This is a genomic window from Agromyces cucurbitae, assembly GCF_058349945.1.
In genome coordinates, this window is record NZ_JBYRES010000001.1 from 213,195 (window position 1) to 238,458 (window position 25,264).

The window sequence follows — 25,264 nt, forward strand, 5'->3', positions numbered from 1 at the left end:
TCGTCTATGAGTAGCGTCGCCGAGAAGCTGGCCCGCAAGTCGAGCAAGCGCCCCCCGGCCAAGCAGGTGCGCCTGCGGCTCGTCTACATCGACTTCTGGTCGGCGGTGAAGCTGTCGTTCCTCGTGGCGGTCTGCCTCGCGGTGGTGTCGATCGTGGCGACGTTCCTCATCTGGACGGTGCTCAACTCGACCGACGTCTTCGACAAGCTCAACGAGCTCGTGAAAGACGTGGCGGGCACGGGCGGCGACCTGTCGTCGGTGCTGTCGCTCGGCAACGTCATGGGCTTCGCGATCGTGGCGTCGCTCCTCAACCTCGTCGTGACGACGGCGCTCGGCGCGATCCTCGCCGTGCTGTACAACCTGAGCGTCAAGATCACGGGCGGAATCCTCGTCGGATTCACGAACAACTAGGTCGTTTCGGCTCGATTCGGACTTTCGCCCGGAGTCGGGTAGTCTGTCCTTCGGCCGAAATTCGGGGATATAGCTCAGGCGGTTAGAGCGCTTCGCTGATAACGAAGAGGTCCGAGGTTCAAGTCCTCGTATCCCCACTCCAAAACTCCACATCGCAGGTGCCCCTCGGGCACCTGCCGAGGGGCCTTAGCTCAGTTGGTAGAGCGCCTGCTTTGCAAGCAGGATGTCAGGAGTTCGATTCTCCTAGGCTCCACCCTCATTTCGTGCGAAGCGCGTGATCTTCTCGCTCGGTCGGACGGGTCCCCGTCCGCTAATCTTGAGCCATACGCACCGGCGATCCTGGCGCGTCTCGATCACAGCGAAAGGCGACCACGATGGACATGTGGACGAACTTCTGGAACATCTTCAGCGGCCTCTTCGGGGTCTTCGTCTTCATCGCGTACCTCGTGGTGCTCTTCACGATCGTGCTCGACCTGTTCCGCGACCCGAAGCTCGCCGGCTGGGCGAAGGCGATCTGGTTGATCTTCCTCGTCTTCGTGCCGTTCCTCACGGCGCTCGTGTACGTCATCGCCCGAGGCAAGGGGCTCGCCGAGCGCGAGCGGGCGAAGCGCCGCATCGAGCAGGAGTACATCGACGACCGCGGCAACGTCTCGCAGGCGAGCGTGACCCCCGAGGTCGCGAAGGCCCAGGCCCTCGGCGGCGACCCGTCGCTGAGCGCGTCGTCGTACGACACCGTGCAGAACGACTCGATGATCCAGAGCTGATCCCGGCTCGACGCCGGAGTGCGCGGGTAGGGTGACGGGATGGATATCCGCATCGCCGCGTACGGCGTGATCATCCGCGACGGCGAGATCCTGCTGTCGCACTGGAACGAGCACGGCCGGTCCGGCTGGACGCTGCCGGGCGGCGGCATCGAGGGCGATGAGCATCCGACGGCGGCCGCGCGTCGCGAGATCGCGGAGGAGACCGGGTACGAGGCATCCGTCGATCGCCTGCTCGGCATCGACACGATGGTCATCCCCGCGGCCAAACGCCACACCGGGGCGGTGCCGCTCTACGCGATGCGCGTGATCTACCGGGCGAGCGTCGTGGGCGGCGAGCTCCGCAGCGAGGTCGGCGGCTCGAGCGACGAGGCACGATGGGTCCCGCTCGGCGAGGTCTCGGGGCTCAAGCGGGTGAGCCTCGTCGACATCGCGCTCCGGCTGAACGATGCCGAACCGGCCGACGGCGTGCCGCCGGCCGGTTCACGGGGCTCGCTCGCCTGATCAGTTCGTCTGCGCGAGCATCCAGCCGTAGATGTCGTCGCCTTCGCTGCCGCTGTACGCCTGGTCCCAGCCGGCGTGGTCGAGTCCTGGGTAGACCGTGAGTTTCGCCCGTTCGGGGTCGACGCCGGCGCACGCCTGCAGCCCGGTCATGGGCTCGACGCTGCCGCGCGGGTCGACGATGTCGTCGACCTCGCCGTGGAACGCCCAGATGCCGACCGCATCGAGCCCGCACGCGGCGGTCGCCCAGGCGGGCCGGCCCTCGCCGGCGACCGGTACGGCCGCCGCGACCTGCTCGTGGCCGTACTTCGCGAGGTACTCCCAGACCCCGAAGCCGCCGCAGGAGAGCCCCGTGACGTACACCCGCGTCGGGTCGACGTGGTAGTTCGCGACGGCGTACGCGATGAAGTCGTGCAGTTCGTCGGGCGTGGTGCACGCGGTCGGTGCGGCGTGGTCCTCGTCGTGCTGCCATTGCATCACGCACGAGCCCGGCCACGGGTCGCTGTCCGAACAGGGAGCCGCCGAGCCGCCATCGATGTGCTGGGTCGCGAGCACCACGAGGGGGCGGTCGGCCGGCCAGCCGCCGACGGCGATGAAGCGCGGGATGCCGGTGCCGTAGAGGTTGCCGAGCTGCTCGGCCGAACCGTCGCCGTTCTCGCCGTAGCCGTTCGCGGCGATGAGCAGCGGACTGCCTGCGCCGTTCGGGCTGTAGTCCGGCGGCAGGTACTCGACGTAGCCCATGCCGGCATCGGTGGTGCCGAGCGGGTGCTCGGTGAGCCGCGTCGCCGAGTCGGTGCCCACGAGCGGGGCGACGATCGCGCACAGGTCCTCGAAGAATCCGGGATGCGGCGCGGCGACGCGCGCATCCAGGAACTCGAAACCGTCGGGCGGCTCGAGGATGTACGAGAACCGGATTCCGCCGCGGTCGCGCGAGACGACCGTGCCGCTCGAGTCGGTGACGACCAGCGGCTGACCGGCCTCCTGCGAGGCGGCGAGGTAGCGTCCGTCGCCGATGCTCTTCGCCGGCAGATTCACGAAGGCCTCGTTCACGGTGAGGTCGAACCATTCGCCATCGGCGTTGGTCCACCGTTCGCTGAGACGCAGCCTCGAGGTCGCGTAGATGAAGTCGGTGCGGCTGTCGAGGCGTTCGACGACGCTGCCGGTGAGCGAGCCCGCGACCTCCATCGGATAGCCGCAGTCCCAGTTCACGTACTCGTAGGAGTCGGCGACGGGATAGCGGTCGGTCGTGCTCCGTGCTTCGGCGGGTGCGCCGACGGCCAGCAGCGCCGCGGCGAGTCCCGCGACGGCGATGCCGGTCAGCGCGCCGCGGGTGATGCGGCGGCCAGAAGGTGGTCGAGACGTCGGTCGCATGGTCGGCTCCGTTCCGCGCGGTCCGCTGGCCGCGGGCCCATGGCACGGAGGCTACGCGCGTCGTACTGGTGCCGTGCCCCCAGTCCGGGAGGGCGCGGGGGTCAGGCGGCGCGGGGCGCCGGCACGACGTCGACGTTCCGACCGAGGTCGAACCGCCGGCGACGTGCCGGCGCCGCGGGAGCCGTGAGCGCTGTCGAGGCATCCCGGGCGGGGGAGTGGGCGAGGGGGGACGGCGCCGCCGCGATGGCGGCGGCGCCGTCGGTGGGGGTGATCATCGTGCTGGACATGCGAGGTGTCCGATCACAGGTGGTGGGCGACGAGGGCGACGCGCTGGACGTCGCCGCCGCGGACCCGGTGCGCGAGGCGGGTGTTCTGCTGACGCAGGAGCACGGCCTCGTGCGAGAGACGCTCGCTCTGGCGGCGGCTCCACGCGATGAGCGCGAGTCCGGCGCGGAGGGCGATGCGCTCGTTGAGTCGTTGCGCCTGGGCGCGAACGTCGGTGGCCTGTCGCTGCGACTGGCCGAGGGCGAGAGAACTGGTGTTCACGGTGTGTCCTTCATTCAAGGGTGGTGTTGGATGGTGCACCGGTCGGTGCGGAGTGCATCGCCACGGTCGCGGCGACGACATCGAGGGGGTGATGCGGCGATGCGGACGTCTGGTCCGGTCGCCGGGTGAGTCGCGGCGGAGCCGCTGGCCGACTGGGCGGAAGCACGGCATCCGATCGTCTGCTCCGACGGAGGGTCGGGTGTGACGGATGCTGCGGCGATGCCGCGGCTTGCACCTCGAAGGTGGCTGGGCGTCAGCGGATCAGAGCGATCGGCGAAGCCCGGGGCGGAGAACTAGCAGGCCGGAGCGGTGAGGAGGATCACCGAGCGGCCGGCGGTGAATGCTGGCGTGAAGATGTACTTCATCATTGGGATCAACTCCTCTCTTCGTCTCCGGCGCGTTTCGCACCGGAATCAGACACTAGCGGGGAACTCACGCCGACCGCAAGGCGATTTCTCAGATTTCTTCGAAATCAGTGCAGGCCCTGAGGGGAGCGGTGTCAGGAGCGGGCTTCGACGGTGCGTTCGGCCGACTGGATGACGGCCTCGACGCCGAGCATGAACAGCTCGCGATCCTCGAGGTCGAGCAGCCGCGTGTTGATCGAGGTGATCAGCGGGTAACGACGCGGATCCGCCAGGAGCGGCCCGTCGAACCAGGGGCTCGGTTCGTCGTCGGTGATGCCGTGTTCGCGCTGCTCGCCGCGGGCGCGCGCGATACCGGCGGCGCTCGAGAGCACGTGCGAGGCGAGCAGGGCGTAGTGGCGCACGAGGTCGTCGCCGCTCAGGCCGGCGATCGTGAAGCAGTCGAGCATGAGCTCGATCGCGTCGAGCTCGCCGGTGCCGTGGGTCGTGAGCACGGTCGCCTCGACGCCGATCGGCGGGTGCTTCGAGTACTGGTCGAGCGTCGCGGCGGCCATCTGGCGAAGGCGCCCGCGCCAGTCGTCACGGTCGGCGGTGACCGACTCGACGCTGCGCCGTGTCAACTCGTCGAGCAGGGCCTGCATCAACTGGTCCTTGTTGCGGAAGTGCCGGTAGATGGCCGTCGGGTCGGCGCCGAGGTGGGCGCCGAGCTCGCGCACCGAGAGCGAGGTCGACGCGGTGGCGGCGAGCTCGAGGCCCGCGGCGATGATCGATTCGCGATCGAGGCGGGTCTTGCCCGTCGAGCCCGAGGGTTCGCGACGTCGTGCGGTGCTCGTCGGCATCGGATCTCCCTTCGGCTGCTGCGCCCCTGTTCATGCTGCCACGCCCGCGACCCCTGTGTCGCGAAGACCTCGCGAGCGTGGCAGCCCCGACAGCATAACAATCAGGTCAAGGGCGCTGTCAACAGTGTTGACAGCGCGAGTTTCACCGGGCTATCGTCACCTCGTCCGACGCATTCGATGAGGAACGAGGGGCGAAGTGCCTGTTGCCGACGTACTGTTCACCGGGGGATCCGTCTTCACCGGCACGGGAGAGCCGCTCCGCGGTCACGCCGTCGCCGTGACCGGCGATCGCGTCACCGCGATCGTCCCCGAGACCGAGGCATCCGCCCTCGTCGGCGACGCGACGCGCATCGTCGAGCTCGACGGCGCACTGCTCAGCCCCGGATTCCAGGACGCGCACATCCACCCCGTCGGCGGCGGCGTCGAGCTGCTCCAGTGCAACCTCACCGAGGCCGAGAGCGCCGACGAGGCGGTCGCGTCCGTCGCCGCCTATGCCGCCGCGAACCCCGGCGAGCCGTGGATCCTCGGCGGCGGCTGGTCGATGGACCACTTCCCGGGCGGTGCCCCCGTGCGCGGCCTGCTCGATGCGATCCTGCCCGACCGCCCCGTACTGCTCATGAGCCGCGACCACCACAGTGCGTGGGCGAACACGAAGGCCATCGAGCTCGCCGGCCTCGAGGCATCCACCCCCGACCCGGCCGACGGCCGGATCGAGCGCGAGGCCGACGGCGCACCAGCCGGCACGTTCCACGAGGGCGCGATGGAGTTCTTCGCCGAGGTGCGGCCGGCACCGAGCGCCGAGCTCGTCTACCGCGGCCTGCTGCGGGCGCAGGAGGAGCTGATCGCGCTCGGCATCACGGGCTGGCAGGACGCGATGGTCGCGGGCGGGGCCGCCGGCGTCCCCGACGGGCTCGCCGCCTACCGGCGGGCGCTCGACGAGGGCGTGCTCGAGGTGCACGTGGTCGGTGCCCAGTGGTGGGAGCGCGACGGCGGCCTCGAGCAGGTCGCCGAGATGGTGCGCCGCCGAGAGGAGATCGACGCCCTCGGCCGGCCCGAGCGGCTCTCGCTCGGCACCACGAAGATCATGGTCGACGGCGTCGCCGAGAACCAGACCGCCGCGATGCTCACGCCCTACCGCGACGGCCACGGCCACGACACGCACAACCACGGCATCTCGTTCGTCGATCCCGCGCTGCTGCGCGAGGCCGTCGCGGCACTGGATGCGCAGGGCCAGCAGGTGCACTTCCACGCCCTCGGAGACCGCGCCGTGCGCGAGGCGCTCGATGCCGTCGCCGCCGCCCGTGCCGCGAACGGGCCGAGCGACGCCCGCCACCACCTCGCGCACCTGCAGGTCGTCGCCGAGGCCGAGACGCCCCGCTTCGCGGAGCTCGACGCCGTCGCGAACCTGCAGATGCTGTGGGCGACGCACGAGGACCAGATCGACGACCTCACCCTGCCGTTCCTGCAGGACGGCCAGGAGGCGCGCCAGTACCCCTTCGGCGACCTCGTGCGCGACGGCGCCCGCCTCGCCGCCGGCAGCGACTGGCCGGTCTCGTCGGCCGATCCCATGGCCGCGATCCACATCGCGGTGACCCGCGTCGCACCCGGCGTCGACGCGCAACCGCTCGGCGGTGCCCACCAGCGCCTCGACCTCGCGACGGCGATGGCCGCCTACACCTCGGGCACCGCCTACGTGAACCACCGCGAACACGACACCGGGTACGTCCGCGAGGGCTACCTCGCGAACCTCGTCGTGCTCGAACCAGATCCCTTCACCGTTCCCGCCGAGGAGCTGCACCGCACGACGGTGGCCTCGACGTGGATCGAGGGCGAGCCGGTCTACACCCGATCGACCGACGCCCTGCCGCGCACCACCTCGTCCACCGAACCGACCCTCACCGCCTGACCTCGAGGAGGCCACCCCGATGTCCCCGAACCCCACCAGAATCGCCCGAACCCCGGCCGGACGGCGCAGCGTCGCGCTCGTCGCGGGCGCGACCGCGGCGCTCATCGCACTGACCGGCTGCACGGCCGACTCGTCCGACGACGGGCCGACCGGATCCGCGAACTGGGAGATCACCGACACCACGCCCGCACCGTCGGGCGACATCGACTCGTTCAGCTGGGCGTCGTACGCCGAGCCGTACTCGCTCGACTACGCGTACGCGTTCGACTACGCCGACAACCAGGTGCTCGCGAACGTGTGCGAGTCGCTGCTGCGCCTCAACCCCGACTACACGCTCTCGCCCGGGCTCGCCGAATCGTACGAGCAGACGAGCGACCTGACGTGGGTCTACGAGATCCGCGAGGGGGTGACCTTCCACGACGGCAGCCCGCTCACCGCGGCCGACGTCGTCGCCTCGATGCAGCGCCACCTCGACCCCGCCGTCGGTTCGTCGTGGTACTCGGTGTACCAGAACGTCGCCTCGATCGAGCAGACCGGCGACATGGAGGTCACCGTCACGACGACGATCCCCGATTCGCAGTTCAACCAGGGGCTCGGCGGCTCGGCCGGCGTCGTCGAGTCGGCGAAGACCCTCGCCGAGAAGGGCGCCGACTACGGCAACTCCACCGGACTCGTGAACTGCACCGGCCCGTTCGAGCTCACCGAGTGGAAGTCGGGGGAGTCGGTCACGCTCACCCGCTACGACGACTACTGGGACGACTCGCTGAAGGCCAAGTCGGGCGAGGTGCAGATCGTCTTCATGAACGACGCGAACGCCCGCACGAACGCCCTCAAGTCGGGCGACGTCGACGGCGGCTTCATGATCCCGGTCGACGCGATCGACCAGCTGCGCGGCTCGGGCGACGGCGACGTGTACTTCGGCCTCACCTCGGCCGTGTCGAGCCTCATCATCTCGAACCTCGACGGCCCGCTCGGCGACCAGCGCGTCCGTCAGGCGCTGCTCATGGCGCTCGACCGGCAGGGCATCCTGGATGCCGCACTGAAGGGCTACGGCGAGGTCACGGACGCACTCACGACCGAGTCCGTGTGGACCGGTGCGACCGATGCCACTCGCGACGAGGCGTTCAGCGGACTCGAGGAGTACCCGAACGACCTCGAGGCGGCGAAGCAGCTCGTCGAGGACGCCGGCGCGACCGGTGAGGAGCTCGTCTTCGCGACCGCGCCGATCGGCAACGACTTCTCCGTGATCTCGCAGGCGACCGTCGCGGCCGCCCAGTCGATCGGTCTCGACGCCAAGATCGAGACCGTCACGCCGAACGCCTACACGGCGCTGTTCAGCGACCCGAGCGCTCGTGAGGGCATCGACATGTTCTACACGGTCTGGTACCTCTCGAGCCCCGACCCGCTGGAGATGTACGGCGTGCTGCGCACGGGCGAGTTCAGCAACTACGGCAACTGGTCCGACCCCGAGTTCGACGAGATCGCGACCCAGGCCGTCGGCACGTTCGACTCCGAGGAGCGCGCGAAGCTCACGAGCCGGCTCCAGCACATCGCCAACGAGCAGCTGCCGTGGCTGCCGCTGTTCACCGGCCCCATGACCATGTACATGAACGACCGCATCACCGGCGCCTCGCCGTCGATCGCGTTCCTCTACTACCCGTGGGCGGCCACCATTGGCGCTCGATAGCTCCACCAAGGCGGTCGCCGCGCAGCGCGCGGCGGCCGCCCGTCCCGGCCGCGGCGGCCACACGGCCGCCGCGGTCCGGCGGATCGCGGGCAAGCTCGGCAGCCTCGCGCTGACCCTCTTCCTCGCGTCCCTGCTCGTCTTCTTCTCCCGGTTCCTCGTGCCGGGCGACCCCGTGAGCTTCCTCCTCCGCGGTCGCAAGCCGAGCGCCGAGGCCGTCGCCCAGGTCACCGAGCAGTACGGACTCGACCTGCCGCCGTGGCAGCAGTACCTCGACTGGCTGTTCGGTGCGCTGCAGGGCGACTGGGGCCGGTCGCTCCAGTACCGCCAGGACGTGTCGACCGTGATCGGCGAGCGCCTCCCCGTCACGCTCATGCTCGTCGTGATGTCGGGCGTCCTCATCGCGATCGTCGGCCTCACCGCCGGCATCGTCGCGTCGCTCAACAAGGGCAAGGTGCTCGACCGGGCGACCCTCATCGGGTTGACCGTGCTGAGCGCCATCCCCTCGTTCGTCGGGTCGATCGTGCTCATCGCCGTCTTCGCGGTGCAGCTCGGCTGGTTCCCCACCTTCGGCTCGGGCGAGGGCTTCGCCGACACGGTCTACCACCTCGTGCTGCCGTCGATCGCCCTGGCGATCGTGTTCGTCGTGCTCGTGGGCAAGGTGACCCGCTCGTCGATGGTCGAGCAGCTCGGTCGCGAGCACGTCGAGGTCGCCACGAGCCGCGGTCTCAAGCGCGGCACCGTCATCCGGCGGCACGTGTTCCGCAACGCGCTCGGCCCGATCCTCACCGTCTCGGGCGTGCTCGTGGCCGGCCTCATCGTCGCCTCGACGATCGTCGAGGCCGCGTTCGGCATCGCCGGCATCGGCTCGCTGCTCGTCGCCTCGGTCGACCGCCTCGACTTCCCCGTCGTCCAGGCGATCGTGATGCTCGTCGTCACCACGTTCGTGGTCGTCAACGCGGTCATCGACATCGCCGAACCTCTCATCGACCCGCGATCCGCCGCAGGAGCAAGTGCACGATGACCGTCTCGAACAACACCCTCGCCGTCGAGGTGATGCGAGCGCCCAGGCTGAGGCCCGCGACCGCGACCTTCGGCATCGCCGTCGGCGTCATCGCCGTGATGACGCTCGCCGCGGTCTTCGCGCCCTTCATCGCGCCGTACCCGCCCGACGCGCTCGACTTCGCCGCGGTCTACGCACCGCCCAGCCCCGAGCACTGGCTCGGCACCGACGGCCTCGGCCGCGACCTGCTCAGCCGGCTCATCTTCGGCGCGCGGACAGCCCTGCTCGGGCCCCTGCTCGTCGTCATCGGCTCGACCATCATCGGCATGCTGCTCGGCCTCATCGCGGGCTGGCGCGGCGGCTGGATCGACGCGGTGCTCGGCCGCATCTTCGACGTGCTGTTCGCCTTCCCCTCGCTGCTGCTCGCGATCATGGCGGTCGCGCTCTTCGGCAAGGGGCTCGTCGCCCCGGTGATCGCGATGAGCATCGCCTACGCGCCGTTCGTCGCCCGGCTCACCCGCGCCCTCATCAAGGCCGAGCGCACCCGTCCCTACGTCGCCGCCTACCGCGTGCAGGGCTTCAGCGGCCCGTGGATCGCACTGCGCCGGGTGCTGCCGAACGTCACCCCGATCGTCGGCGCGCAGTCGACCCTCAACTTCGGCTACGTGCTCGCCGAGCTCGCGGGCCTGTCGTTCCTCGGCCTCGGCGTCCAGCCGCCGACACCCGACTGGGGCGCGATGATCAACGAGGCCCAGGCGGGCATCGTCGGCGGCCACTTCCTGCCCGCGCTCGAGCCGGCGATCTGCGTCGTGCTCGTCGTCGTGGCGTTCAACATCATCGGAGAAGAGCTCTCCGACCGCATCGGAGGCGAGATCCCCGCATGAGCCTGCTCGACATCTCCGACCTGACGCTCGACCTGCCGAACGGCACCCGGCTGCTCGACGGCATCTCGCTCGCCGTGGAGGCGGGCGAGACCGTGGGACTCGTGGGGGAGTCGGGCTCGGGCAAGTCGCTCACGGCGCGCACCGTGCTCGGCCTCACCCCCGACGCCTCGACCCTCGGCGGTCGCGTCGTCGTCGACGGCCACGACCTGGTCGCCGCCGGCAAGCGCGACGTGCTCGACGTGCGGCGTCACGCCGCCGCGATGATCTTCCAGGATCCCCGCGCGGGCATCAACCCGATGCGCACCATCGGCGACCACATGACCGAGACGCTGCGCCTCTGCGAGGGCAAGTCCGAGTCCGATGCGCGGGCCCGCGCGATCGAACTGCTCGCCGCCGTGCGGCTGCCGCGCCCGGAGGACCACCTCAAGCAGTACCCGCACGAGTTCTCGGGCGGCATGCTGCAGCGCGTCATGATCGCCGGTGCGCTCACGAGCTCGCCCAAGCTGCTCGTCTGCGACGAGCCGACGACCGCGCTCGACGTGACCACTCAGGCCGAGATCATCCGGGTGCTCGTCGAGCAGCGGGCGAGCCGCGGCATGGGCATGCTCTTCATCACCCACGACCTCAACCTCGCGGCCTCGATCTGCGACCGCGTGGTCGTCATGAGCACGGGCCGCGTCGAGGAGACCGGCGACGCCCGCCGCGTGTTCAGCACGCCCACCGCCGACTACACGAAGCGCCTCGTCGCGGCGACCCCCACCGTCGGCGGTCCTGCGGCACCGGCGATCGCGGTCGAGGATGCCTCGCCGGCGGCGCCGTCCTCCGAGGTCATGCTCGACGTGCGGGGCGTCTCGAAGACCTACCACCTGCGCGGCAAGCCGCCGGTGCACGCCGTCGCCCCCACCGACGTGGAGCTCGAGCGGGGCCGGGCGCTCGCGGTCGTCGGCGAGTCGGGTTCGGGCAAGTCGACGCTCGCCCGCATGATCGTCGGCCTCGAGGCGCCCGACACCGGTGAGATCCGCGTGGCCGGTCGCGATCGCACGGTCGCACCGCGCTCGCGTGCGGAGCGCATCGCGCACGCGCGCAGCGTGCAGATGGTCTTCCAGGATCCGTACCTCTCGCTCGACCCGCGCATCACGGCGGGCCGCGCCATCGAGGACGGGCTCCGGCTGCACACCGAGCTGTCGACGACCGACGCCCGCGCGAAGGTTGTCGAGCTGCTCGAACAGGTCGGTCTCGGCGCGCAGCACGCGCAGGCGCGCCCTCGCACCCTCTCGGGCGGTCAGCGTCAGCGCGTCGCGATCGCGCGTGCGCTCGCGATCGAACCCGACGTGCTCGTCATGGACGAGGCCACGAGCGCGCTCGACGTCTCGGTGCAGGCGCAGGTGCTCGACCTCGTCGCCCGCATCCGGGCGGAGCGCGGACTCACGCTGCTGTTCATCAGCCACGACCTCGCGGTCGTGCGCCGGGTCTGCGAGGAGACCGTCGTCATGCGCTACGGCGAGATCGTCGAGCGCGGCGAGACGAGTGAGCTGCTCGCCGCACCGCAGCACCCCTACACCCAGCTGCTCATCGACTCGGTGCCACGACCCGAATGGGCACCCGAGCCGGCCCGCGCCGAGGCATCCGCCTGACGGTGCCGGCCGCCGGTCCTCGGTGAGCCCGCCCGCGGTCGCCTCCACGGCCCGCACGCACGAACGGCCCCCGCGAATGCGGGGGCCGTTCGTCGTCGTTCAGCGTCGGGGATCAGCCCTGGCTCGTGGGGCCGTTCGGCTCGTCGTCGGCGACCCACAGCTCGTCGTCGGCGCGGAAGGTCTGCCAGACGGCGTAGGCCACGCCCGCGGCGGCCACCACGCCGGCGCCGATCGCGAGCCAGGTGCCGACGCCCGGACCCTTCTTCTCCTCGACCACGACCGTCGCCCGCGGCGAGACCCGCTCGAGCGCGTGGCGCACGCGGGTGTCGTTGGCGATGTCGCCGATCGCGAGGATCGAGCCGAGTGCGGTGCCGAGACCGCGCTGCGCCGTGTCGCCGGCCGAGCGCGCGTAGCGCCCGGCGGTCGCAACGCCCGGGCGCACGTAGCTGTCGTACCCGGTGCGAACCCGCGGCACGACCTCTTCACGAGTGAGGTGCCCGAGCTGTCGGCTGGCCTCGCGAGCGACCGCATTGGCGTGCTCGAGCACGTGCTGCTGGTTTCCCCAGAGTTCCTCGGCGCTGCTCCGCAGTCGCTTGAGTTCCTTCCGGCGCTTGCGTGACAGGCTCATGTCGACCTCCATCGTCAGTACAGCGAACTCCTCCCATCTTGCCACCGAACCGGCTGGAAACGGGGTGGGAGTCGCTCCGATTCATGCCGCGAGCCGAATTCGCGCCGAGGCGCCGTGCGAGAATGGTGGGCATGTCGATTCACACCGCTGTCGCGACGATCAACACGAACCACGGTCCCATCAAGGTCGACCTCTACGGCGACCACGCCCCGAAGACCGTCAAGAACTTCGTCGGCCTCGCCACCGGCGAGATCGAGTGGACCCACCCCGCCACCGGCCAGAAGACCACCGACCCGCTCTACGACGGCGTCATCTTCCACCGCATCATCCCCGGCTTCATGATCCAGGGCGGCGACCCCCTGGGCCAGGGCATCGGCGGCCCCGGCTACCAGTTCGACGACGAGATCAACCCCGAGCTCGACTTCACCGAGCCCTACGTGCTCGCCATGGCGAACGCCGGCCGTGACCGCATCACGGGCGGCGGCACCAACGGCTCGCAGTTCTTCATCACCGTCGGCCCGACCACCTGGCTGCAGGGCAAGCACACGATCTTCGGCAAGGTCACCGACCCGGCCAGCCAGGCCGTCGTCGACAAGCTCGCCGCTGTCGCGACCGACGGACGCGACAAGCCGCTCGAGGACGTCGTCATCGAGAGCATCACCGTCGAGCAGGTCTGACCCCGCGGTGAGCGACCCAGCGGCCGACCGGTCGAACTACTGCTATCGGCACCCCGATCGGCAGAGCTTCGTGCTGTGCCAGCGCTGCGGTCGCACCATCTGCCCCGAATGCATGACGCAGGGCGCCGTCGGCGTGATCTGTCCCGAATGCATGCGCGAGCAGCGCGCGAGCGCGCCCGGCACGAAGCCGGCCGTGCTGACGCGCGCCCGCTCGGCGGCCGGCCGCGGGGCGCCGGTCGTGACGTATGCCCTCATCGGCATCACGCTCGCGGTGTACGTGCTGCAGCTGATCCCGGGCCTCGCGATCACCGATCGGCTGCTCTACGCGGGGGTGTACTCGCACCCCGGCAACCTCGAGCCGTGGCGCATGCTGACGTCGGTGTTCGTGCACTCGACGTCGCTGATCTTCCACGTGCTGCTCAACATGTACACGCTGTGGATCTTCGGCCAGCTGCTCGAGGGCCTGCTCGGACGCTGGCGGTTCCTCGCGCTCTACCTGATCGCGGGCCTCGGCGGCTCGGTCGGGGTGCTGTGGCTGTCCGACCCCCGCGTCGGCGTCGTGGGTGCCTCGGGTGCGATCTTCGGACTCATGGGTGCGTTCCTGGTCATCCAGCGGCGCCTCGGCGGGCAGACGACGCAGCTGTTCATCCTGCTCGGCATCAATCTCGTGATCGGGTTCCTGCCGGGGTTCAACGTCGCCTGGCAGGCGCACCTCGGCGGCCTCGTCACGGGTGCGCTCGTCGGCCTCATCTTCGTCGAGACCCGCAAGCGGTCGCAGCAGGCCCTGCAGGTGTGGCTGCTCGTGGCACTCGTCGCCGTGCTGCTCGTGCTCAGCCTGCGCTTCTTCTTCTTCCCGCTCGTCTGACCGGCGAAGTTATCCACAGCGCTCTCCACAGCTGTTGAGAGTTACACGCGTGTAATTGTCGGCACTTCAGCGGACAGGCGGGAGAACGAGATCTCCACACCTGTGGATAACGGTGGGGAAGCTGTGGATGAGGCTGAGGATGACCGGTGGACGGGGTGTGGGAAACACCCCGGCGCCGGCTCCGTCGGGCCGGGCATGCAGAAGGGCGGATGCCGCAGCATCCGCCCTTCGCGGTCGAGATTCGCCGGCGTCAGCGCCAGCGGGTGGTCATGAGGAAGCCGATGAAGGCGATGCCGAAGCCGATGAGGATGTTCCACGAACCGAGGTCGGCGATGGGGTAGCGGCCCTGGCTGACGTAGAACACGATGATCCAGGCGAGCCCGAGCAGCATGAAGCCGAACATGACGGGCTTGAACCAGACGGGGTTCGGCGCCTCCTCGCCGTTCGCCGCGGCTTCTGCGCGCGCCGGCTTCGATGATTTCGTACGTGCCATGGGGGCGATTCTAGCTGAGGGAACCGTGCGCTCGCAGCGAGCTCACGACCGCGCGGAATAGAATCGCCGGTATGTCCGAGTCGCTTCCCGACGGCCGGCGCGCCGCGCGGCGCGCATCGCGCGAGCGCCATCGCGTGAGCGTGGTCGGCGTGCTCGGCGAACTGCTCCTCACCGCGGGCGTGCTCATCCTGCTGTTCCTCGGCTGGCAGCTGTGGTGGAACGACGCGATCATGAACACCCAGCAGTCGCAGGCGGCCGGCCAGCAGAGCGCCGACTGGGCCGAGGCGGCGCGTGCCGAGCGCGGCGACGAACCCGCCCCGGCGCCGACCCCCGACCCCGGCGAACCCGTCGTCGACACCACCGAATACGGCAACGGCGAGTCGTTCGCGGTGATGTACGTGCCGCGCTTCGACACCCCCGGTACGCACGACTCGGTGCGCAACATCGCGCAGGGCTACGGGCTCGACGTGCTCAACAGCTTCGAACAGGGCATCGGGCACTACCCGACGACGCAGATGCCCGGTGAGGTCGGCAACTTCGCGATCGCCTCGCACCGCAGCGCCTACGGCGGCGGCATGCACGAGATCGAGCAGCTCCAGCTCGGCGACGCGATCTACATCCAGACGAAGGACGGCTGGTACACGTACCGGTTCCGCGACTTCGAGTACGTGACCCCGGCGACGAGCGAGGTGCTCGCACCCGTGCCGCACCACCCCGAGATCGCGCCCACCGACCGCATCATCACGCTCACGAGCTGCAACCCGCTCTACTCCACGGCCGAGCGCATCATCGCCTACGGCGTGCTCGAGTCGTGGCAGCCGGGCGCCGACAACCCGCCCGCCGAGATCGCCTCGGTCGTCGCCGAATGGGGGAACTGACCATGTACGCGGCGCTCTGGCGCGTCCTGCCCGGCCCGGTGTGGCTGCGCATCATCCTGCTGCTGATCCTCGCCGCGGCGGTCGTGTTCGCGCTGTTCACGTGGGTCTTCCCCTGGGTCGACTCGATCCTCAATCCGATCAACGTCACGGTGGAGCAATGACCCGCATCCTCGTCATCGACAACTACGACAGCTTCGTGTACACCCTCAACGGGTACCTGCGCGAGCTCGGCGCCGAGACCGAGGTCGTGCGCAACGACGACTTCGCGGCGGCCGACGTGCCGGCGCGCATCGCCGAGTACGACGGCGTGCTCGTCTCTCCCGGCCCGGGCAAGCCCGCCGACGCGGGGGTGTCGATCCCGGTCGTCGAGGCCGCGCTCGCGAGCGGGCAGCCGATCCTCGGCGTGTGCCTCGGCCACCAGGCGATCGCCGAGGCGTTCGGCGGCGTCGTCACGAACGCCGAAGAGCTCATGCACGGCAAGACCTCCCGCATCGAGCACGACGGCAGCTCGTTCTACGAGGGCGTGCCCCAGCCGTTCACCGCGACCCGCTACCACTCGCTCGCGGTCGTCGACGGCACGCTGCCGCCCTCGCTCGTCGTCACGAGCCGCACGCAGGGCGGCGTGATCATGGGCTTGCGCCATGTCGAGGCTCCGATCTTCGGCGTGCAGTTCCACCCCGAGTCGGTGCTCACCGAGGGCGGCTACCGCATGCTCGGCAACTGGCTCGCCGTCGCCGGCCTGCCTGAGGCGCGCGAGCGCGCCGAGCACCTGAGCCCGCTCGTCCGCGCGAGCGCCTGAACACGAGCGCCCGGCCCGCCGGTGCGGCGGCATGGGAGCCCGACGCGCCCGTGCGCGCGAACGCCTGAACCGGCGCTCAGCCCGCGCAGTAGGTCAGCTCGACCTCGGAGCCCTGTTCGACCTCGCCGGGCGCCACCGACTGGTGGGTGATGGGCGAGCCCTCCTTCGTGGGGCACGACGTGTCCTGCACGGTCTGCACCGCGAGCTGGTGGGCATCGTCGGTGAGCAGCCCCATCGCGGCGTCGAGCGACACCCCGGTGACGTCGGGCATCTCGACCTTGCCGTTCGAGAGCGTGAACTCGACGGTCGACCCCTTCTCGACCGACTTGCCGGCCTCGGGGTTCGTCGAGATCACGACGTCGGCGGGCACGGTCGGGGAGTTCGTGCGCGTCTCCTTGCCCGCGACGAGCCCGGCGTCGGTCAGCGCCTTCTGGGCGTCGGCGAGCGACATGTTGACCGTGTCGGGCACCGTGACCGCCTCGCGGCCGGTCGACACGAAGACGGTGATCGCCTGGCCGGGCTCGACGATCTCGCCCTCGGCCGGCTCGGTGCCGATCACCTGGTCGGCCGGTACCGTCTCACTGGTCTGGTCGACCTCGGTCGCGGGCAGGCCGAGCTTCTGCAACTCTTCGACGGCCTGCTCGTAGGTCATGCCGGCGACGGCGGGCACCTTGCGGGCGCTCGACGGGATCTCCTGCGTCGGCTGCAGGTTGAACGCCCAGTACATGACCGCGATGACGATCACGATGACGCCGATGATGCCCGACCAGATCCAGATCGCCGGAGGCCGGCGCTGGGTGCGCGACATCGTCTCGTCCTCGGTGAGCTGGCGGAGCGCGAGCTCGGAGCTCGAGAGCGACGCCGTCGGCGCACCGAAGAGCATCGTGGCCTGGTCGGGTTCGCGGTGCACCGGCACGCGACCGGCTGCGGCCGTGTCGACGTCGGCACGGAACTCCACCGCGGTCTGGTAACGCTGGTCGCGGTTCTTCGCGAGGGCGCGCATGACGACCGTGTCGAGCGCGGGCGACACCTTGGGGTTGATGACGCTCGGCTTGACCGGCCGTTCGCTCACGTGCTGGTACGCGACCGCGACCGGGGTGTCGCCGCGGAACGGCGGCCGGCCGGTGAGCAACTCGAACAGCACGACACCCGTCGAGTACAGGTCGGTGCGTGCGTCGACGGTCTCGCCCTTCGCCTGCTCGGGCGAGAAGTACGAGGCGGTGCCGAGGATCGCGGTCGTCTGCGCGACCGTCGTCGAGGAGTCGGAGACCGCGCGGGCGATGCCGAAGTCCATGACCTTGACCTGGCCGGTCGTCGTGATCATGATGTTGCCCGGCTTGATGTCGCGGTGCACGACGCCCGCGCGGTGCGAGTACTCGAGCGCCGTCAGCACGCCGTCGATGACGCGCACCGCGGCGGCCGGCTCGAGCGGCCCGTCGTGGATGATGTCCTTGAGCAGGCGCCCCTCGACGAACTCCATGACGATGAACGGCAGCTGCACCTCGTGGCCCGAGGCATCCACCACGGTCTCTTCGCCGGCGTCGAAGACGCGCACGATCGTCGGGTGCGCCATGCGCGCGGCCGACTGCGCCTCCTGGCGGAACCGCATGCGGAACGCGGGGTCGGTCGCGAGCTGCGGCTTCAGCAGCTTGACGGCGACCTGCCGGCCGAGCCTCGTGTCGGTGCCGACGTGCACGTCGGACATGCCGCCGCGGCCGATGAGGGCGCCCACGCGGTACCGTCCGGCGAGGACGCGTCCTTCATCGTTCACGGTGTGCGGCTCCCTTCATCGGCTCGGCCGGGTCGTCTGTGCTGGGTCGTGGATGCCTCGGTCGGCGGTCAACCGGCGATGCCGGTGCCTCCGCCGTCGCCGCCGGCTTCGGGTTCTTCGGTGGCCGGCGGTGCCGAGACGGTGCTGGTGCCGGCGGGCGATGCCGGCGAGCTCGTCTGGCCGCAGAAGTACACGTACGAGACGTTGATCGCCGCGCCGTCGGTCGCGTCGCCGTTGACCTTCAGCTTCGCCTCGGTCGTGTTCGAGTCGAACTGCAGCTGCTGGCCGGCCGCGGGGCCGTCGACGGTCAGCGAGTACCCCGAGAGGTTCTGGCCGGCGGGGCACTGCGCCCGGCTCCACGACACCGTGAACTCCTCGTCGGGGGTCACGGTCGCGGGCACCGTCGGCGCCGAGGGCGCGGCCGGCTGCTCGACGGCGGCGTAGTAGGTGATCGTCACCTCGGAGCCGATCGGCACGGGGCCGGTCGGGTTCACGTCGTAGACGGTGCCGACCTGGCCCGGGTCGGTCGCGGCGTTGCCCTCGACGGCGTTCGCGACCATGTCGAGGCTCTCGAGCTTCGCGCGCGCGTCGTCGACGGAGAGGCCGATGTAGTCGGCGGCGGTGATCTGCGCCGTCGTGGGCGCCTCGCTCGTCGGCGGAGCCTCGGTCGGGGTCTGCGACTGGGTGGTCGGCGGCGTCTTCGTGGACGTCGTCTTCGCCGGGTCCTTCTGGCCCGAGTTGAGCGCGAGCGCGATGATCGTGCCGATGAGCACGATCGCGAGCAGGGCGATGAGCGCGATGAGCGGCCACGTCCACGGGCTGCGCTTCTTCTTCTCGCCCTCTTCTTCGCCCTCGCCGTCGCCTTCGGGCGCCGCCGTGGGCAGCACCGTCGTCGCGGCGGTGGCGCCGGCGGCCGGCATGAGCATCGTCGCGGCGGTGAGGCCGGCGGCGCCGAGCACCGCGGGCACGGCCGCTGCGGCACCCTGCACGTCGCCGCGGCGCAGCGCGGTCGCCGCACGGGCGAGGTGCGCCGCCGACTGCGGACGGTCGGCCGGGTTCTTCGCGATGCACGAGTAGACGAGGTTGCGCACCGGCTCGGACACCGTGACCGGGAGGTCGGGCGGCGTCTCGTTGATCTGCGCCATGGCGATCGCGACCTGCGACTCGCCCGTGAACGGGCGACGGCCCGCGAGCGCCTCGTAGGCGACGATGCCGAGCGAGTAGATGTCGGTCGTCGGCGATGCCGGGTGGCCCGAGGCCTGCTCGGGCGAGAGGTACTGCACCGTGCCCATGACCTGGCCGGTCGCGGTCAGCGGCACCTGGTCGGCGATGCGCGCGATGCCGAAGTCGGTGATCTTGACGCGCCCGTCGGGCGTGATGAGCAGGTTGCCGGGCTTGATGTCGCGGTGCACGAGGCCGGCCGCGTGGGCCGCCTGCAGCGCCGCGGCGGTCTGCGCGACGATGTCGAGCACCTTGTCGGTCGAGAGCACGTGCTCGCGCTCGAGGATCGTCGACAGGGCCTCGCCGGGCACGAGCTCCATGACGAGGTAGGCGCTGCCCTCTTCTTCGCCGTAGTCGAAGACGTTCGCGATGCCCTCGTGGTTGACGAGGGCGGCATGGCGGGCCTCGGCGCGGAACCGCTCGAGGAAGCCGGGGTCGCCGAGGTACTCGTCCTTGAGGATCTTGATGGCGACCTGTCGGCCGATCACGAGGTCGGTGGCCTGCCACACCTCGCCCATCCCGCCGATCGCGATGCGGGATTGCAGTTCGTAGCGCCCCCCGAAGGTGAGCCCTGCGCTCGGTCTCATTTGTTCAGCACCGCCTCTAGTACCTGCTTTGCAACGGGTGCGGCAATCAGATTGCCGTACCCCTCCTGGCCCATTCCTCCGCCGTCTTCCACGAGTACCGTGATCGCGTACTGAGGGTTGTCGGCGGGGGCGAATCCGGTGAACCACAAGGTATACGGGTCATCCTCGCCGTTCTCCGCTGTTCCGGTCTTACCGGCCACGCTGACGCCGTCTATTCTTGCATTACTCGCGGCACCGTTCTCGACGCCGTTCACCATCATCTGCACCATGGTGCGGGCCGTCTCCTCGCTGATCGCCCGGCCGTACTCGGTCGCCTGGAACTCCTGCAGCGGACGGAAGTCTGGGGCCGTGATCTGGTCCACGAGGTTGGGGTTCATCACGATGCCGCCGTTGGCGATCGCGGCCGACACCATGGCCATCTGCATGGGGGTCGCCCGCACGTCGCCCTGGCCGAATGCGGTGAGCGCGGTCTGCGCGTCGTCGAGTCCCTGCGGGTAGATGCTCGGCTCGGTGCCCGTCGGGATCTCGAACTCGTGGTCGAAGCCGAACTTCTCGGCCTGGTCGCGGATCGCGTTGTCTCCCAGTTCGATGCCGAGCTCGGCGAACGGGATGTTGCACGAGAGCCGCAGCGCGTCGGCGAGCGTCACGGTCGCGCCGGGACCGCACGTGCCGCCGCCCGAGTTGCGCACGACCGAGGTCGAGCCCGGCAGGGTGAACTCGCCGGGGTTGGGGAAGGTCGACTCGGGGGTGTACTTGCCCGACTCGAGCGCCGCGGCGGTGACGACGAGCTTGAAGACCGACCCGGGCGGGTTCATGTCGCCGCCGGTGGCGCGGTTGTACAGCGGGTTGCTGGGGTCCTCGACGAGGGCGTCGTAGGTCGCCTGCACCTGCTCGCCGTCGTGCACCGCGAGCGCGTTGGGGTCGTACGTCGGCTTCGTGACCATGGCGAGGATGCGGCCCGTCGACGGCTCCGTGAGGATGACGGCGCCCGTGTAGTCGCCGAGGGCGTCCCACGCGGCCTGCTGCGCGACCGGGTCGATCGCGACCTCGACCGAGGCGCCCATCGGGTCCTGGCCGGAGATGAGGCGGTTGAGCTGGTCGAAGAACTGGCTCGACGACTGGCCGCTCAGGTAGTCGTTGAGCGAGCGCTCGAGGCCCGTGGCCTCGCCGTTGACGGGGATGTACCCGGTGACCGGGGCGTAGAGCGGCCCGTTCGAGTACACCCGCTGGAAGCGGTAGAAGTCGTTCGACGGCTCGGAGTAGGCGATGGGGTCGCCCTTGACGAGGATGGGGCCGCGCTCGACCGAGTAGCTCTCGTACAGCGTGCGGGAGTTGCGCGGGTCGGCGGCGAGCGAGTCGGCCGAGACGAACTGGATGAGCGTCGTGGCGACGAGCAGCGTCAGGAACATGGCGAGGGCGAGCACCGAGACCCGCTTGAGTTCGCGGTTCATCCGTCGATCACCAGCCTCGGGTGGTTGCGAACCGTATCGGACAGGCGCAGCAGCAGCGCGACGATCATCCAGTTGGCGACGAGCGACGAACCGCCGGCCGCGAGGAACGGCGTCGTGAGGCCGGTGAGCGGGATGACCCGCGTCACGCCGCCGACGACGATGAACACCTGCAGCGCCACGACGAACGCGAGGCCGACGCCGAGCAGCTTGCCGAAGTCGTCCTGGCCGGCGAAGCCGATGCGGAAGCCGCGGGCGACGAACAGCAGGTACAGCGAGAGGATGGCGAAGACGCCGGCGAGGCCGAGCTCCTCGCCGAGGGACGCCATGATGTAGTCGCTCTGCGCGACGGGCGTGATGTCGGGCCGGCCCTGGCCCCACCCGGTGCCGATGAGGCCGCCGTTCGCGAGTCCGAACAGGCCCTGCACGAGCTGGTAGCTGCCGCCGACCTCGGCGGTGAACCGGTCGTCGGCGAACGGGTCGAGCCAGTTCGCGAAGCGGTTGCCGACGTAGTCGAGGGTCTGGCTCGCGATGATCGCACCGGCGAAGAACAGTGAGAGGCCGAGCACGACCCATGAGATGCGGCTCGTCGCGACGTAGAGCATGACGAGGAAGAGCCCGAAGTAGAGGAGGGCCGTGCCGAGGTCGCGCTGGAAGACGATGACCGCCATCGAGAGCGCCCAGACCACGAGCAGCGGCCCGAGGTCGCGCGCCCGCGGGAACTTCATGCCGAGGAACTTCGTGCCCACCATCGACAGCGAGTCGCGGTTGCGCACGAGGTAGCCGGCGAAGAACACGGCGAGGGCGATCTTCGCGATCTCACCGGGCTGGAAGGTCGCGATGTCGCCGATGCCGATCCACACCCGTGCGCCGTAGACCTCGCGGCCGAGGCCGGGGATGAGCGGCAGGAGCAGCAGCACGATCGCGACGAGCCCCGAGAGGTACATGTACTTGAACAGCACGCGGTGGTTGCGGATCACCATGATCACGACGATCGCGGAGATGATCGCGATCGCGCTCCACACGATCTGGCGCACCGCCGCGCTCTCCCAGCCCGCGTCTCCTTCGGCGATGTCGATGCGGTAGATCATCGCGATGCCGAGGCCGTTGAGCACGGTCGCGATCGGCAGCAGGAACGGGTCGGCGTCGCGGGCGACGAACCGCATCGCGAAGTGCAGGCCGAACACGAGGGCCGAGAGGCCCGCGCCGAGCAGCACGAGCTGCGTGTCGATGCGGCCGAGCGCGCCGAGCTGCACGAGCACGATCGCCGAGGCGTTGATGACGCAGGCCACGGCGAGCAGCCAGAATTCGAGGTTGCGCAGCTTCTGCGGCATCCGGATGCGGCGCACGCCGCTCGGCGGCGTGGCGGGCCTCGAGGGCGTGCCGCCGTCGCCGGCGGTCACGACGCCCTGCGTCGGGAGGTCGGAGCGGTCAGTCAAGGGACGCCTCCAATCGCTCCACGATCTGGGATGCCTCGGCGAGGGATCCTGCGCTGATGGTCTGTTCGACGCGCTGCTGGTCGTAGGTGCGCAGCTCGGACACGTCGATGTCGGTCTCGCGGTGCAGCTCGTGCAGCGAGATCGGCCCGAGGTTCTGCTGGATGCCCTGGTAGATCGCGACGCGGCCGTTCGACTCGCCGACGTAGTAGCGCGTCTGCGTCCACTGGTAGCCGAGCACGACGGCCGCGACGATCGCGGCCACGAAGAGCGCGATCCAGACGCCCCACACGATGCGACGACGACGATGGCGGCGCTCGTCCTCTTCGATGAGCTCGTCGAAGTAGTCGGCCGAGTCGGGCTCGAAGTGGGTCTCCTGCACCGGATGCGGGCGGAACGGCGTGAGGCGGATGCCACGGGGCTTGACGGGCTCGGCGGCGGCGCCGAACGCGAGCGGGGCGGCGGCGGAGCCGACGATGAGCGGCGGCGTCGCGGGGGCGGCGGGCTCGCCGACGTCGACGACGACGACCGTGACGTTGTCGGGGGCGCCTCCGTCGAGGGCGGCCTTCACGAGCCGGTCGGCGATCTGCTTCGCACCCGCGTCGGCCGACATGAGCTCGTGGATGTCGTCGAACGCGACGACGCCCGAGAGCCCGTCGGAGCAGAGCATCCAGCGGTCGCCCTCGCGGGTGTCGAGCACCATCTGGTCGATCTCGGGCGACGCCTCGACGTCGCCGAGCACGCGCATGAGCACCGACCGGCGCGGGTGCACCATCGCCTCCTCGGCGGTGATGCGGCCGGCGTCGACGAGGCGCTGCACGAAGGTGTGGTCGGTCGAGATCTGGCTGAGCTCGCCCGAGCGCAGCAGGTAGATGCGGGAGTCGCCGATGTGCGAGATCACGACGCGGTCGCCGAGGTGCAGCATCGCACTCACGGTCGTGCCCATGCCGGTGAGCTCGGAGTGCTCGGCCACGGTCTCGGCGAGGCGGCGGTTCGCGGCGATCAGCGAGGCCTCGAGCGCCGCGGCGGCCTCGGGCGCGCTCGCGTAGTCGGTGTCGGCGTCGGCGATGTGCCGGGTCGCGATCGCGCTCGCGACGTCGCCGCCCGCGTGTCCGCCCATGCCGTCGGCGACGAGGAACAACCGGCGTCCGGCGTAGCCGGAATCCTGGTTGTTCGAGCGGATGCGCCCGACATGCGAGACCGCTGCGCTCGCCTTGACCGCCGGCATCGCCTACCGCCGCAGCTCGAACGTCGTCGCGCCGACCTTGACGGTGGCTCCGAGCGGGATGGGCGTCGGCACGGTCACTCGGGAGCCGTTGAGGAAGGTGCCGTTGGTCGAGTCGAGGTCCTGGATCATCCACCGGCCGTTCCACAGCATGAGCCGGGCGTGGTGGGTCGACGTGTAGTCGTCGCGGATGATGATCGCCGAGTCGCTCGACCGGCCGATCGTGATCTCGTCGGTGCCGAGCGGGAACTCGGTGCCCGCCTTCGCGCCGTTCGTGATGACGAGGCGCCGGGCGTTGTCGCTCGAGGCGAGCTCGCCGTTGCCGCCGGACTGCGGCGTCGTCACGGCCTCGGTCGGCGCCGAGGGCGCCGAGGGGGCGGCCGCGACGGGGGAGCTCGGGAACGAGCTCGCGGAGGGCTGCGTCGCCGCGGCGGCGTCGGGTTGCAGCTTGCGCACGCGCTGGCCGAACAGGTCGCTGCGCAGCGCGTAGACGATCGCGAAGATGAACACCCACAGGAGCAGCAGGAATCCGAGCTGGAGGACGAGGAGAGTCAGTTCGCTCATTCGGCCGGCCCCCAGAATCCGCCCATGTCGTGCCGGCGGGTGGCCGGTGCCGGCGAACCGCCGCCGGCGGCCTGGGCGAGCACGCGGAAGACGATGCGCGACCGCCCGATGGTGATGACGGAGTCGGGGGGCAGGATGGCCTCCTTCACGGGGGCGCCGTCGAGCTGCGTGCCGTTCGTCGAGCCGAGGTCGCGCACGCGGGCGCGCGAGCCGTCCCATTGCACCTCGGCGTGCCGGCGCGAGGCGCCGGAGTCGTCGAGGGTCACGTCGGCCTCGGAGCCGCGGCCGATGACCGTGCGCCCCTTGATGATCGGATAGCGCTTGCCGTTGACGTCGAGCACCGGGGTCCAGGCGACCTGGCCCTTCACGTTCTGCGAGTCGACCTGCACCATGCCGACGCTGAGCCCCTCGTCGGCCCGCAGCGCGATGGTGATGCCGCCCGCGAACTGGAAGTGCTGGCTCGCCGCGTGCTTCTGCACGAGGTCGACGAGCTCGTCGACGAGGGCAGGGCCGAGCCCGGCCATCTTCTCGTGGTCGGTCGGCGACATGCGCACGGTGAAGTTGTTGGGCACCAGCACGCGGTCGCGGGAGACCACGGCCGCCTTCGTGTCGATCTCGCGCTTGAGCGCCGAGGTGATCTCGACCGGTTGCAGCCCCGAACGGAAGGTCTTCGCGAACGCGCCGTTGACGGCGCGCTCGAGACCTTTCTCGAAGTTGTCCAGTAGGCCCACAGGTCTCCCGATTCCGGTGTCTGACTTCGCGTCATGTTA

General features: G+C 70.1%; 26 protein-coding genes and 2 tRNA genes. 15 read left to right on the plus strand and 13 right to left on the minus strand.

Annotated features, from left to right (window positions below):
- Positions 1-6 precede the first annotated feature (6 nt).
- The 5 genes from AC3RJ6_RS01070 to AC3RJ6_RS01090 all read left to right on the plus strand — a co-directional run bounded on the left by AC3RJ6_RS01070 (position 7) and on the right by AC3RJ6_RS01090 (position 1,676).
- The gene (locus AC3RJ6_RS01070) at positions 7-411 is read left to right on the plus strand and encodes a DUF3566 domain-containing protein (protein WP_231429237.1); all 405 of its coding nucleotides are present in this window, start codon (positions 7-9) and stop codon (positions 409-411) included.
- Between the two features lie 63 nt (positions 412-474).
- Positions 475-548 (plus strand) — tRNA-Ile (locus AC3RJ6_RS01075).
- Between the two features lie 43 nt (positions 549-591).
- A tRNA-Ala gene (locus tag AC3RJ6_RS01080) sits at positions 592-664 on the plus strand.
- 121 nt (positions 665-785) lie between these two features.
- The gene (locus tag AC3RJ6_RS01085) at positions 786-1,175 is read left to right on the plus strand and encodes a hypothetical protein (RefSeq protein WP_491425005.1); all 390 of its coding nucleotides are present in this window, start codon (positions 786-788) and stop codon (positions 1,173-1,175) included.
- A 39-nt stretch (positions 1,176-1,214) separates the two neighbouring features.
- Entirely contained in the window at positions 1,215-1,676 is a 462-nt protein-coding gene (locus tag AC3RJ6_RS01090) for an NUDIX hydrolase (protein ID WP_491425006.1), read from the plus strand.
- Here the strand turns inward: AC3RJ6_RS01090 and AC3RJ6_RS01095 are convergent, their stop codons facing one another.
- The 4 genes from AC3RJ6_RS01095 to AC3RJ6_RS01110 form a co-directional block, all read right to left on the minus strand.
- Positions 1,677-3,044 carry a carboxylesterase family protein gene (locus AC3RJ6_RS01095; RefSeq protein ID WP_491425007.1) on the minus strand — a complete coding sequence of 456 codons (1,368 nt, stop codon included), beginning with the start codon at positions 3,042-3,044 and terminating at the stop codon, positions 1,677-1,679.
- 101 nt (positions 3,045-3,145) lie between these two features.
- Entirely contained in the window at positions 3,146-3,331 is a 186-nt protein-coding gene (locus tag AC3RJ6_RS01100) for a hypothetical protein (RefSeq protein ID WP_491425008.1), read from the minus strand.
- Positions 3,332-3,344: 13 nt separating this feature from the next.
- The gene (locus AC3RJ6_RS01105) at positions 3,345-3,590 is read right to left on the minus strand and encodes a hypothetical protein (RefSeq protein ID WP_491425009.1); all 246 of its coding nucleotides are present in this window, start codon (positions 3,588-3,590) and stop codon (positions 3,345-3,347) included.
- 499 nt (positions 3,591-4,089) lie between these two features.
- Positions 4,090-4,791, minus strand: coding sequence for a TetR/AcrR family transcriptional regulator (locus AC3RJ6_RS01110; RefSeq protein WP_491425010.1), 702 nt, complete (start codon positions 4,789-4,791; stop codon positions 4,090-4,092).
- 196 nt (positions 4,792-4,987) lie between these two features.
- On the opposite strand from AC3RJ6_RS01110, the gene AC3RJ6_RS01115 reads away from it, so the two are divergent.
- From AC3RJ6_RS01115 to AC3RJ6_RS01135, 5 genes are read left to right on the plus strand one after another with little or no spacing between them, the layout of a single operon-like run.
- The gene (locus AC3RJ6_RS01115) at positions 4,988-6,697 is read left to right on the plus strand and encodes an amidohydrolase (RefSeq protein ID WP_491425011.1); all 1,710 of its coding nucleotides are present in this window, start codon (positions 4,988-4,990) and stop codon (positions 6,695-6,697) included.
- Positions 6,698-6,716: 19 nt separating this feature from the next.
- Positions 6,717-8,384 (plus strand): ABC transporter substrate-binding protein, encoded by a 1,668-nt coding sequence (locus AC3RJ6_RS01120; protein WP_491425012.1) that lies wholly within the window; start codon positions 6,717-6,719, stop codon positions 8,382-8,384.
- Positions 8,371-9,405: an ABC transporter permease gene (locus AC3RJ6_RS01125; protein ID WP_491425013.1), complete on the plus strand. Its 1,035-nt coding sequence runs from the start codon at positions 8,371-8,373 to the stop codon at positions 9,403-9,405. Before AC3RJ6_RS01120 ends, AC3RJ6_RS01125 begins: the two co-directional genes overlap by 14 nt.
- Positions 9,402-10,268, plus strand: a complete 867-nt coding sequence (locus tag AC3RJ6_RS01130) for an ABC transporter permease (RefSeq protein WP_491425014.1) — start codon at positions 9,402-9,404, stop codon at positions 10,266-10,268. Before AC3RJ6_RS01125 ends, AC3RJ6_RS01130 begins: the two co-directional genes overlap by 4 nt.
- Positions 10,265-11,902 (plus strand): dipeptide ABC transporter ATP-binding protein, encoded by a 1,638-nt coding sequence (locus tag AC3RJ6_RS01135; protein ID WP_491425015.1) that lies wholly within the window; start codon positions 10,265-10,267, stop codon positions 11,900-11,902. The genes AC3RJ6_RS01130 and AC3RJ6_RS01135 overlap by 4 nt, the downstream gene beginning before the upstream one ends.
- A gap of 112 nt (positions 11,903-12,014) precedes the next feature.
- Here the strand turns inward: AC3RJ6_RS01135 and AC3RJ6_RS01140 are convergent, their stop codons facing one another.
- Positions 12,015-12,530, minus strand: a complete 516-nt coding sequence (locus tag AC3RJ6_RS01140) for a hypothetical protein (RefSeq protein WP_491425016.1) — start codon at positions 12,528-12,530, stop codon at positions 12,015-12,017.
- A 131-nt stretch (positions 12,531-12,661) separates the two neighbouring features.
- Between AC3RJ6_RS01140 and AC3RJ6_RS01145 the strand changes: the two genes are divergently transcribed.
- Positions 12,662-13,207, plus strand: coding sequence for a peptidylprolyl isomerase (locus AC3RJ6_RS01145; protein ID WP_491425017.1), 546 nt, complete (start codon positions 12,662-12,664; stop codon positions 13,205-13,207).
- A 7-nt stretch (positions 13,208-13,214) separates the two neighbouring features.
- The gene (locus AC3RJ6_RS01150; protein ID WP_491425018.1) at positions 13,215-14,072 is read left to right on the plus strand and encodes a rhomboid family intramembrane serine protease; all 858 of its coding nucleotides are present in this window, start codon (positions 13,215-13,217) and stop codon (positions 14,070-14,072) included.
- 250 nt (positions 14,073-14,322) lie between these two features.
- Here AC3RJ6_RS01150 and AC3RJ6_RS01155 read toward each other — a convergent pair whose 3' ends face one another.
- Positions 14,323-14,565 carry a cell division protein CrgA gene (locus AC3RJ6_RS01155; RefSeq protein ID WP_491425019.1) on the minus strand — a complete coding sequence of 81 codons (243 nt, stop codon included), beginning with the start codon at positions 14,563-14,565 and terminating at the stop codon, positions 14,323-14,325.
- Between the two features lie 71 nt (positions 14,566-14,636).
- Between AC3RJ6_RS01155 and AC3RJ6_RS01160 the strand changes: the two genes are divergently transcribed.
- From AC3RJ6_RS01160 to AC3RJ6_RS01170, 3 genes are read left to right on the plus strand one after another with little or no spacing between them, the layout of a single operon-like run.
- Complete coding sequence (locus AC3RJ6_RS01160; protein ID WP_491425020.1) at positions 14,637-15,443, plus strand: class E sortase; 807 nt, start codon at positions 14,637-14,639, stop codon at positions 15,441-15,443.
- Positions 15,431-15,604, plus strand: a complete 174-nt coding sequence (locus tag AC3RJ6_RS01165) for a hypothetical protein (protein ID WP_491426244.1) — start codon at positions 15,431-15,433, stop codon at positions 15,602-15,604. The genes AC3RJ6_RS01160 and AC3RJ6_RS01165 overlap by 13 nt, the downstream gene beginning before the upstream one ends.
- Positions 15,601-16,242 (plus strand): anthranilate synthase component II, encoded by a 642-nt coding sequence (locus AC3RJ6_RS01170; protein ID WP_491425021.1) that lies wholly within the window; start codon positions 15,601-15,603, stop codon positions 16,240-16,242. The genes AC3RJ6_RS01165 and AC3RJ6_RS01170 overlap by 4 nt, the downstream gene beginning before the upstream one ends.
- A gap of 76 nt (positions 16,243-16,318) precedes the next feature.
- Here the strand turns inward: AC3RJ6_RS01170 and pknB are convergent, their stop codons facing one another.
- The 7 genes from pknB to AC3RJ6_RS01205 form a co-directional block, all read right to left on the minus strand.
- Complete coding sequence (gene pknB / locus AC3RJ6_RS01175; protein WP_491425022.1) at positions 16,319-18,013, minus strand: Stk1 family PASTA domain-containing Ser/Thr kinase; 1,695 nt, start codon at positions 18,011-18,013, stop codon at positions 16,319-16,321.
- A gap of 68 nt (positions 18,014-18,081) precedes the next feature.
- On the minus strand, positions 18,082-19,821 hold the full coding sequence (locus tag AC3RJ6_RS01180; RefSeq protein ID WP_491425024.1) for a serine/threonine-protein kinase: 1,740 nt from the start codon (positions 19,819-19,821) through the stop codon (positions 18,082-18,084).
- Entirely contained in the window at positions 19,818-21,272 is a 1,455-nt protein-coding gene (locus AC3RJ6_RS01185; protein WP_491425025.1) for a peptidoglycan D,D-transpeptidase FtsI family protein, read from the minus strand. Before AC3RJ6_RS01185 ends, AC3RJ6_RS01180 begins: the two co-directional genes overlap by 4 nt.
- Positions 21,269-22,603 carry an FtsW/RodA/SpoVE family cell cycle protein gene (locus tag AC3RJ6_RS01190; RefSeq protein ID WP_491426203.1) on the minus strand — a complete coding sequence of 445 codons (1,335 nt, stop codon included), beginning with the start codon at positions 22,601-22,603 and terminating at the stop codon, positions 21,269-21,271. The genes AC3RJ6_RS01185 and AC3RJ6_RS01190 overlap by 4 nt, the downstream gene beginning before the upstream one ends.
- 97 nt (positions 22,604-22,700) lie before the next feature.
- Positions 22,701-23,933 carry a PP2C family protein-serine/threonine phosphatase gene (locus AC3RJ6_RS01195; RefSeq protein WP_491425026.1) on the minus strand — a complete coding sequence of 411 codons (1,233 nt, stop codon included), beginning with the start codon at positions 23,931-23,933 and terminating at the stop codon, positions 22,701-22,703.
- A gap of 3 nt (positions 23,934-23,936) precedes the next feature.
- Positions 23,937-24,494, minus strand: coding sequence for an FHA domain-containing protein FhaB/FipA (locus tag AC3RJ6_RS01200; RefSeq protein WP_491425027.1), 558 nt, complete (start codon positions 24,492-24,494; stop codon positions 23,937-23,939).
- Positions 24,491-25,225, minus strand: a complete 735-nt coding sequence (locus AC3RJ6_RS01205) for an FHA domain-containing protein (protein WP_491425028.1) — start codon at positions 25,223-25,225, stop codon at positions 24,491-24,493. The genes AC3RJ6_RS01200 and AC3RJ6_RS01205 overlap by 4 nt, the downstream gene beginning before the upstream one ends.
- Positions 25,226-25,264 lie beyond the last annotated feature (39 nt).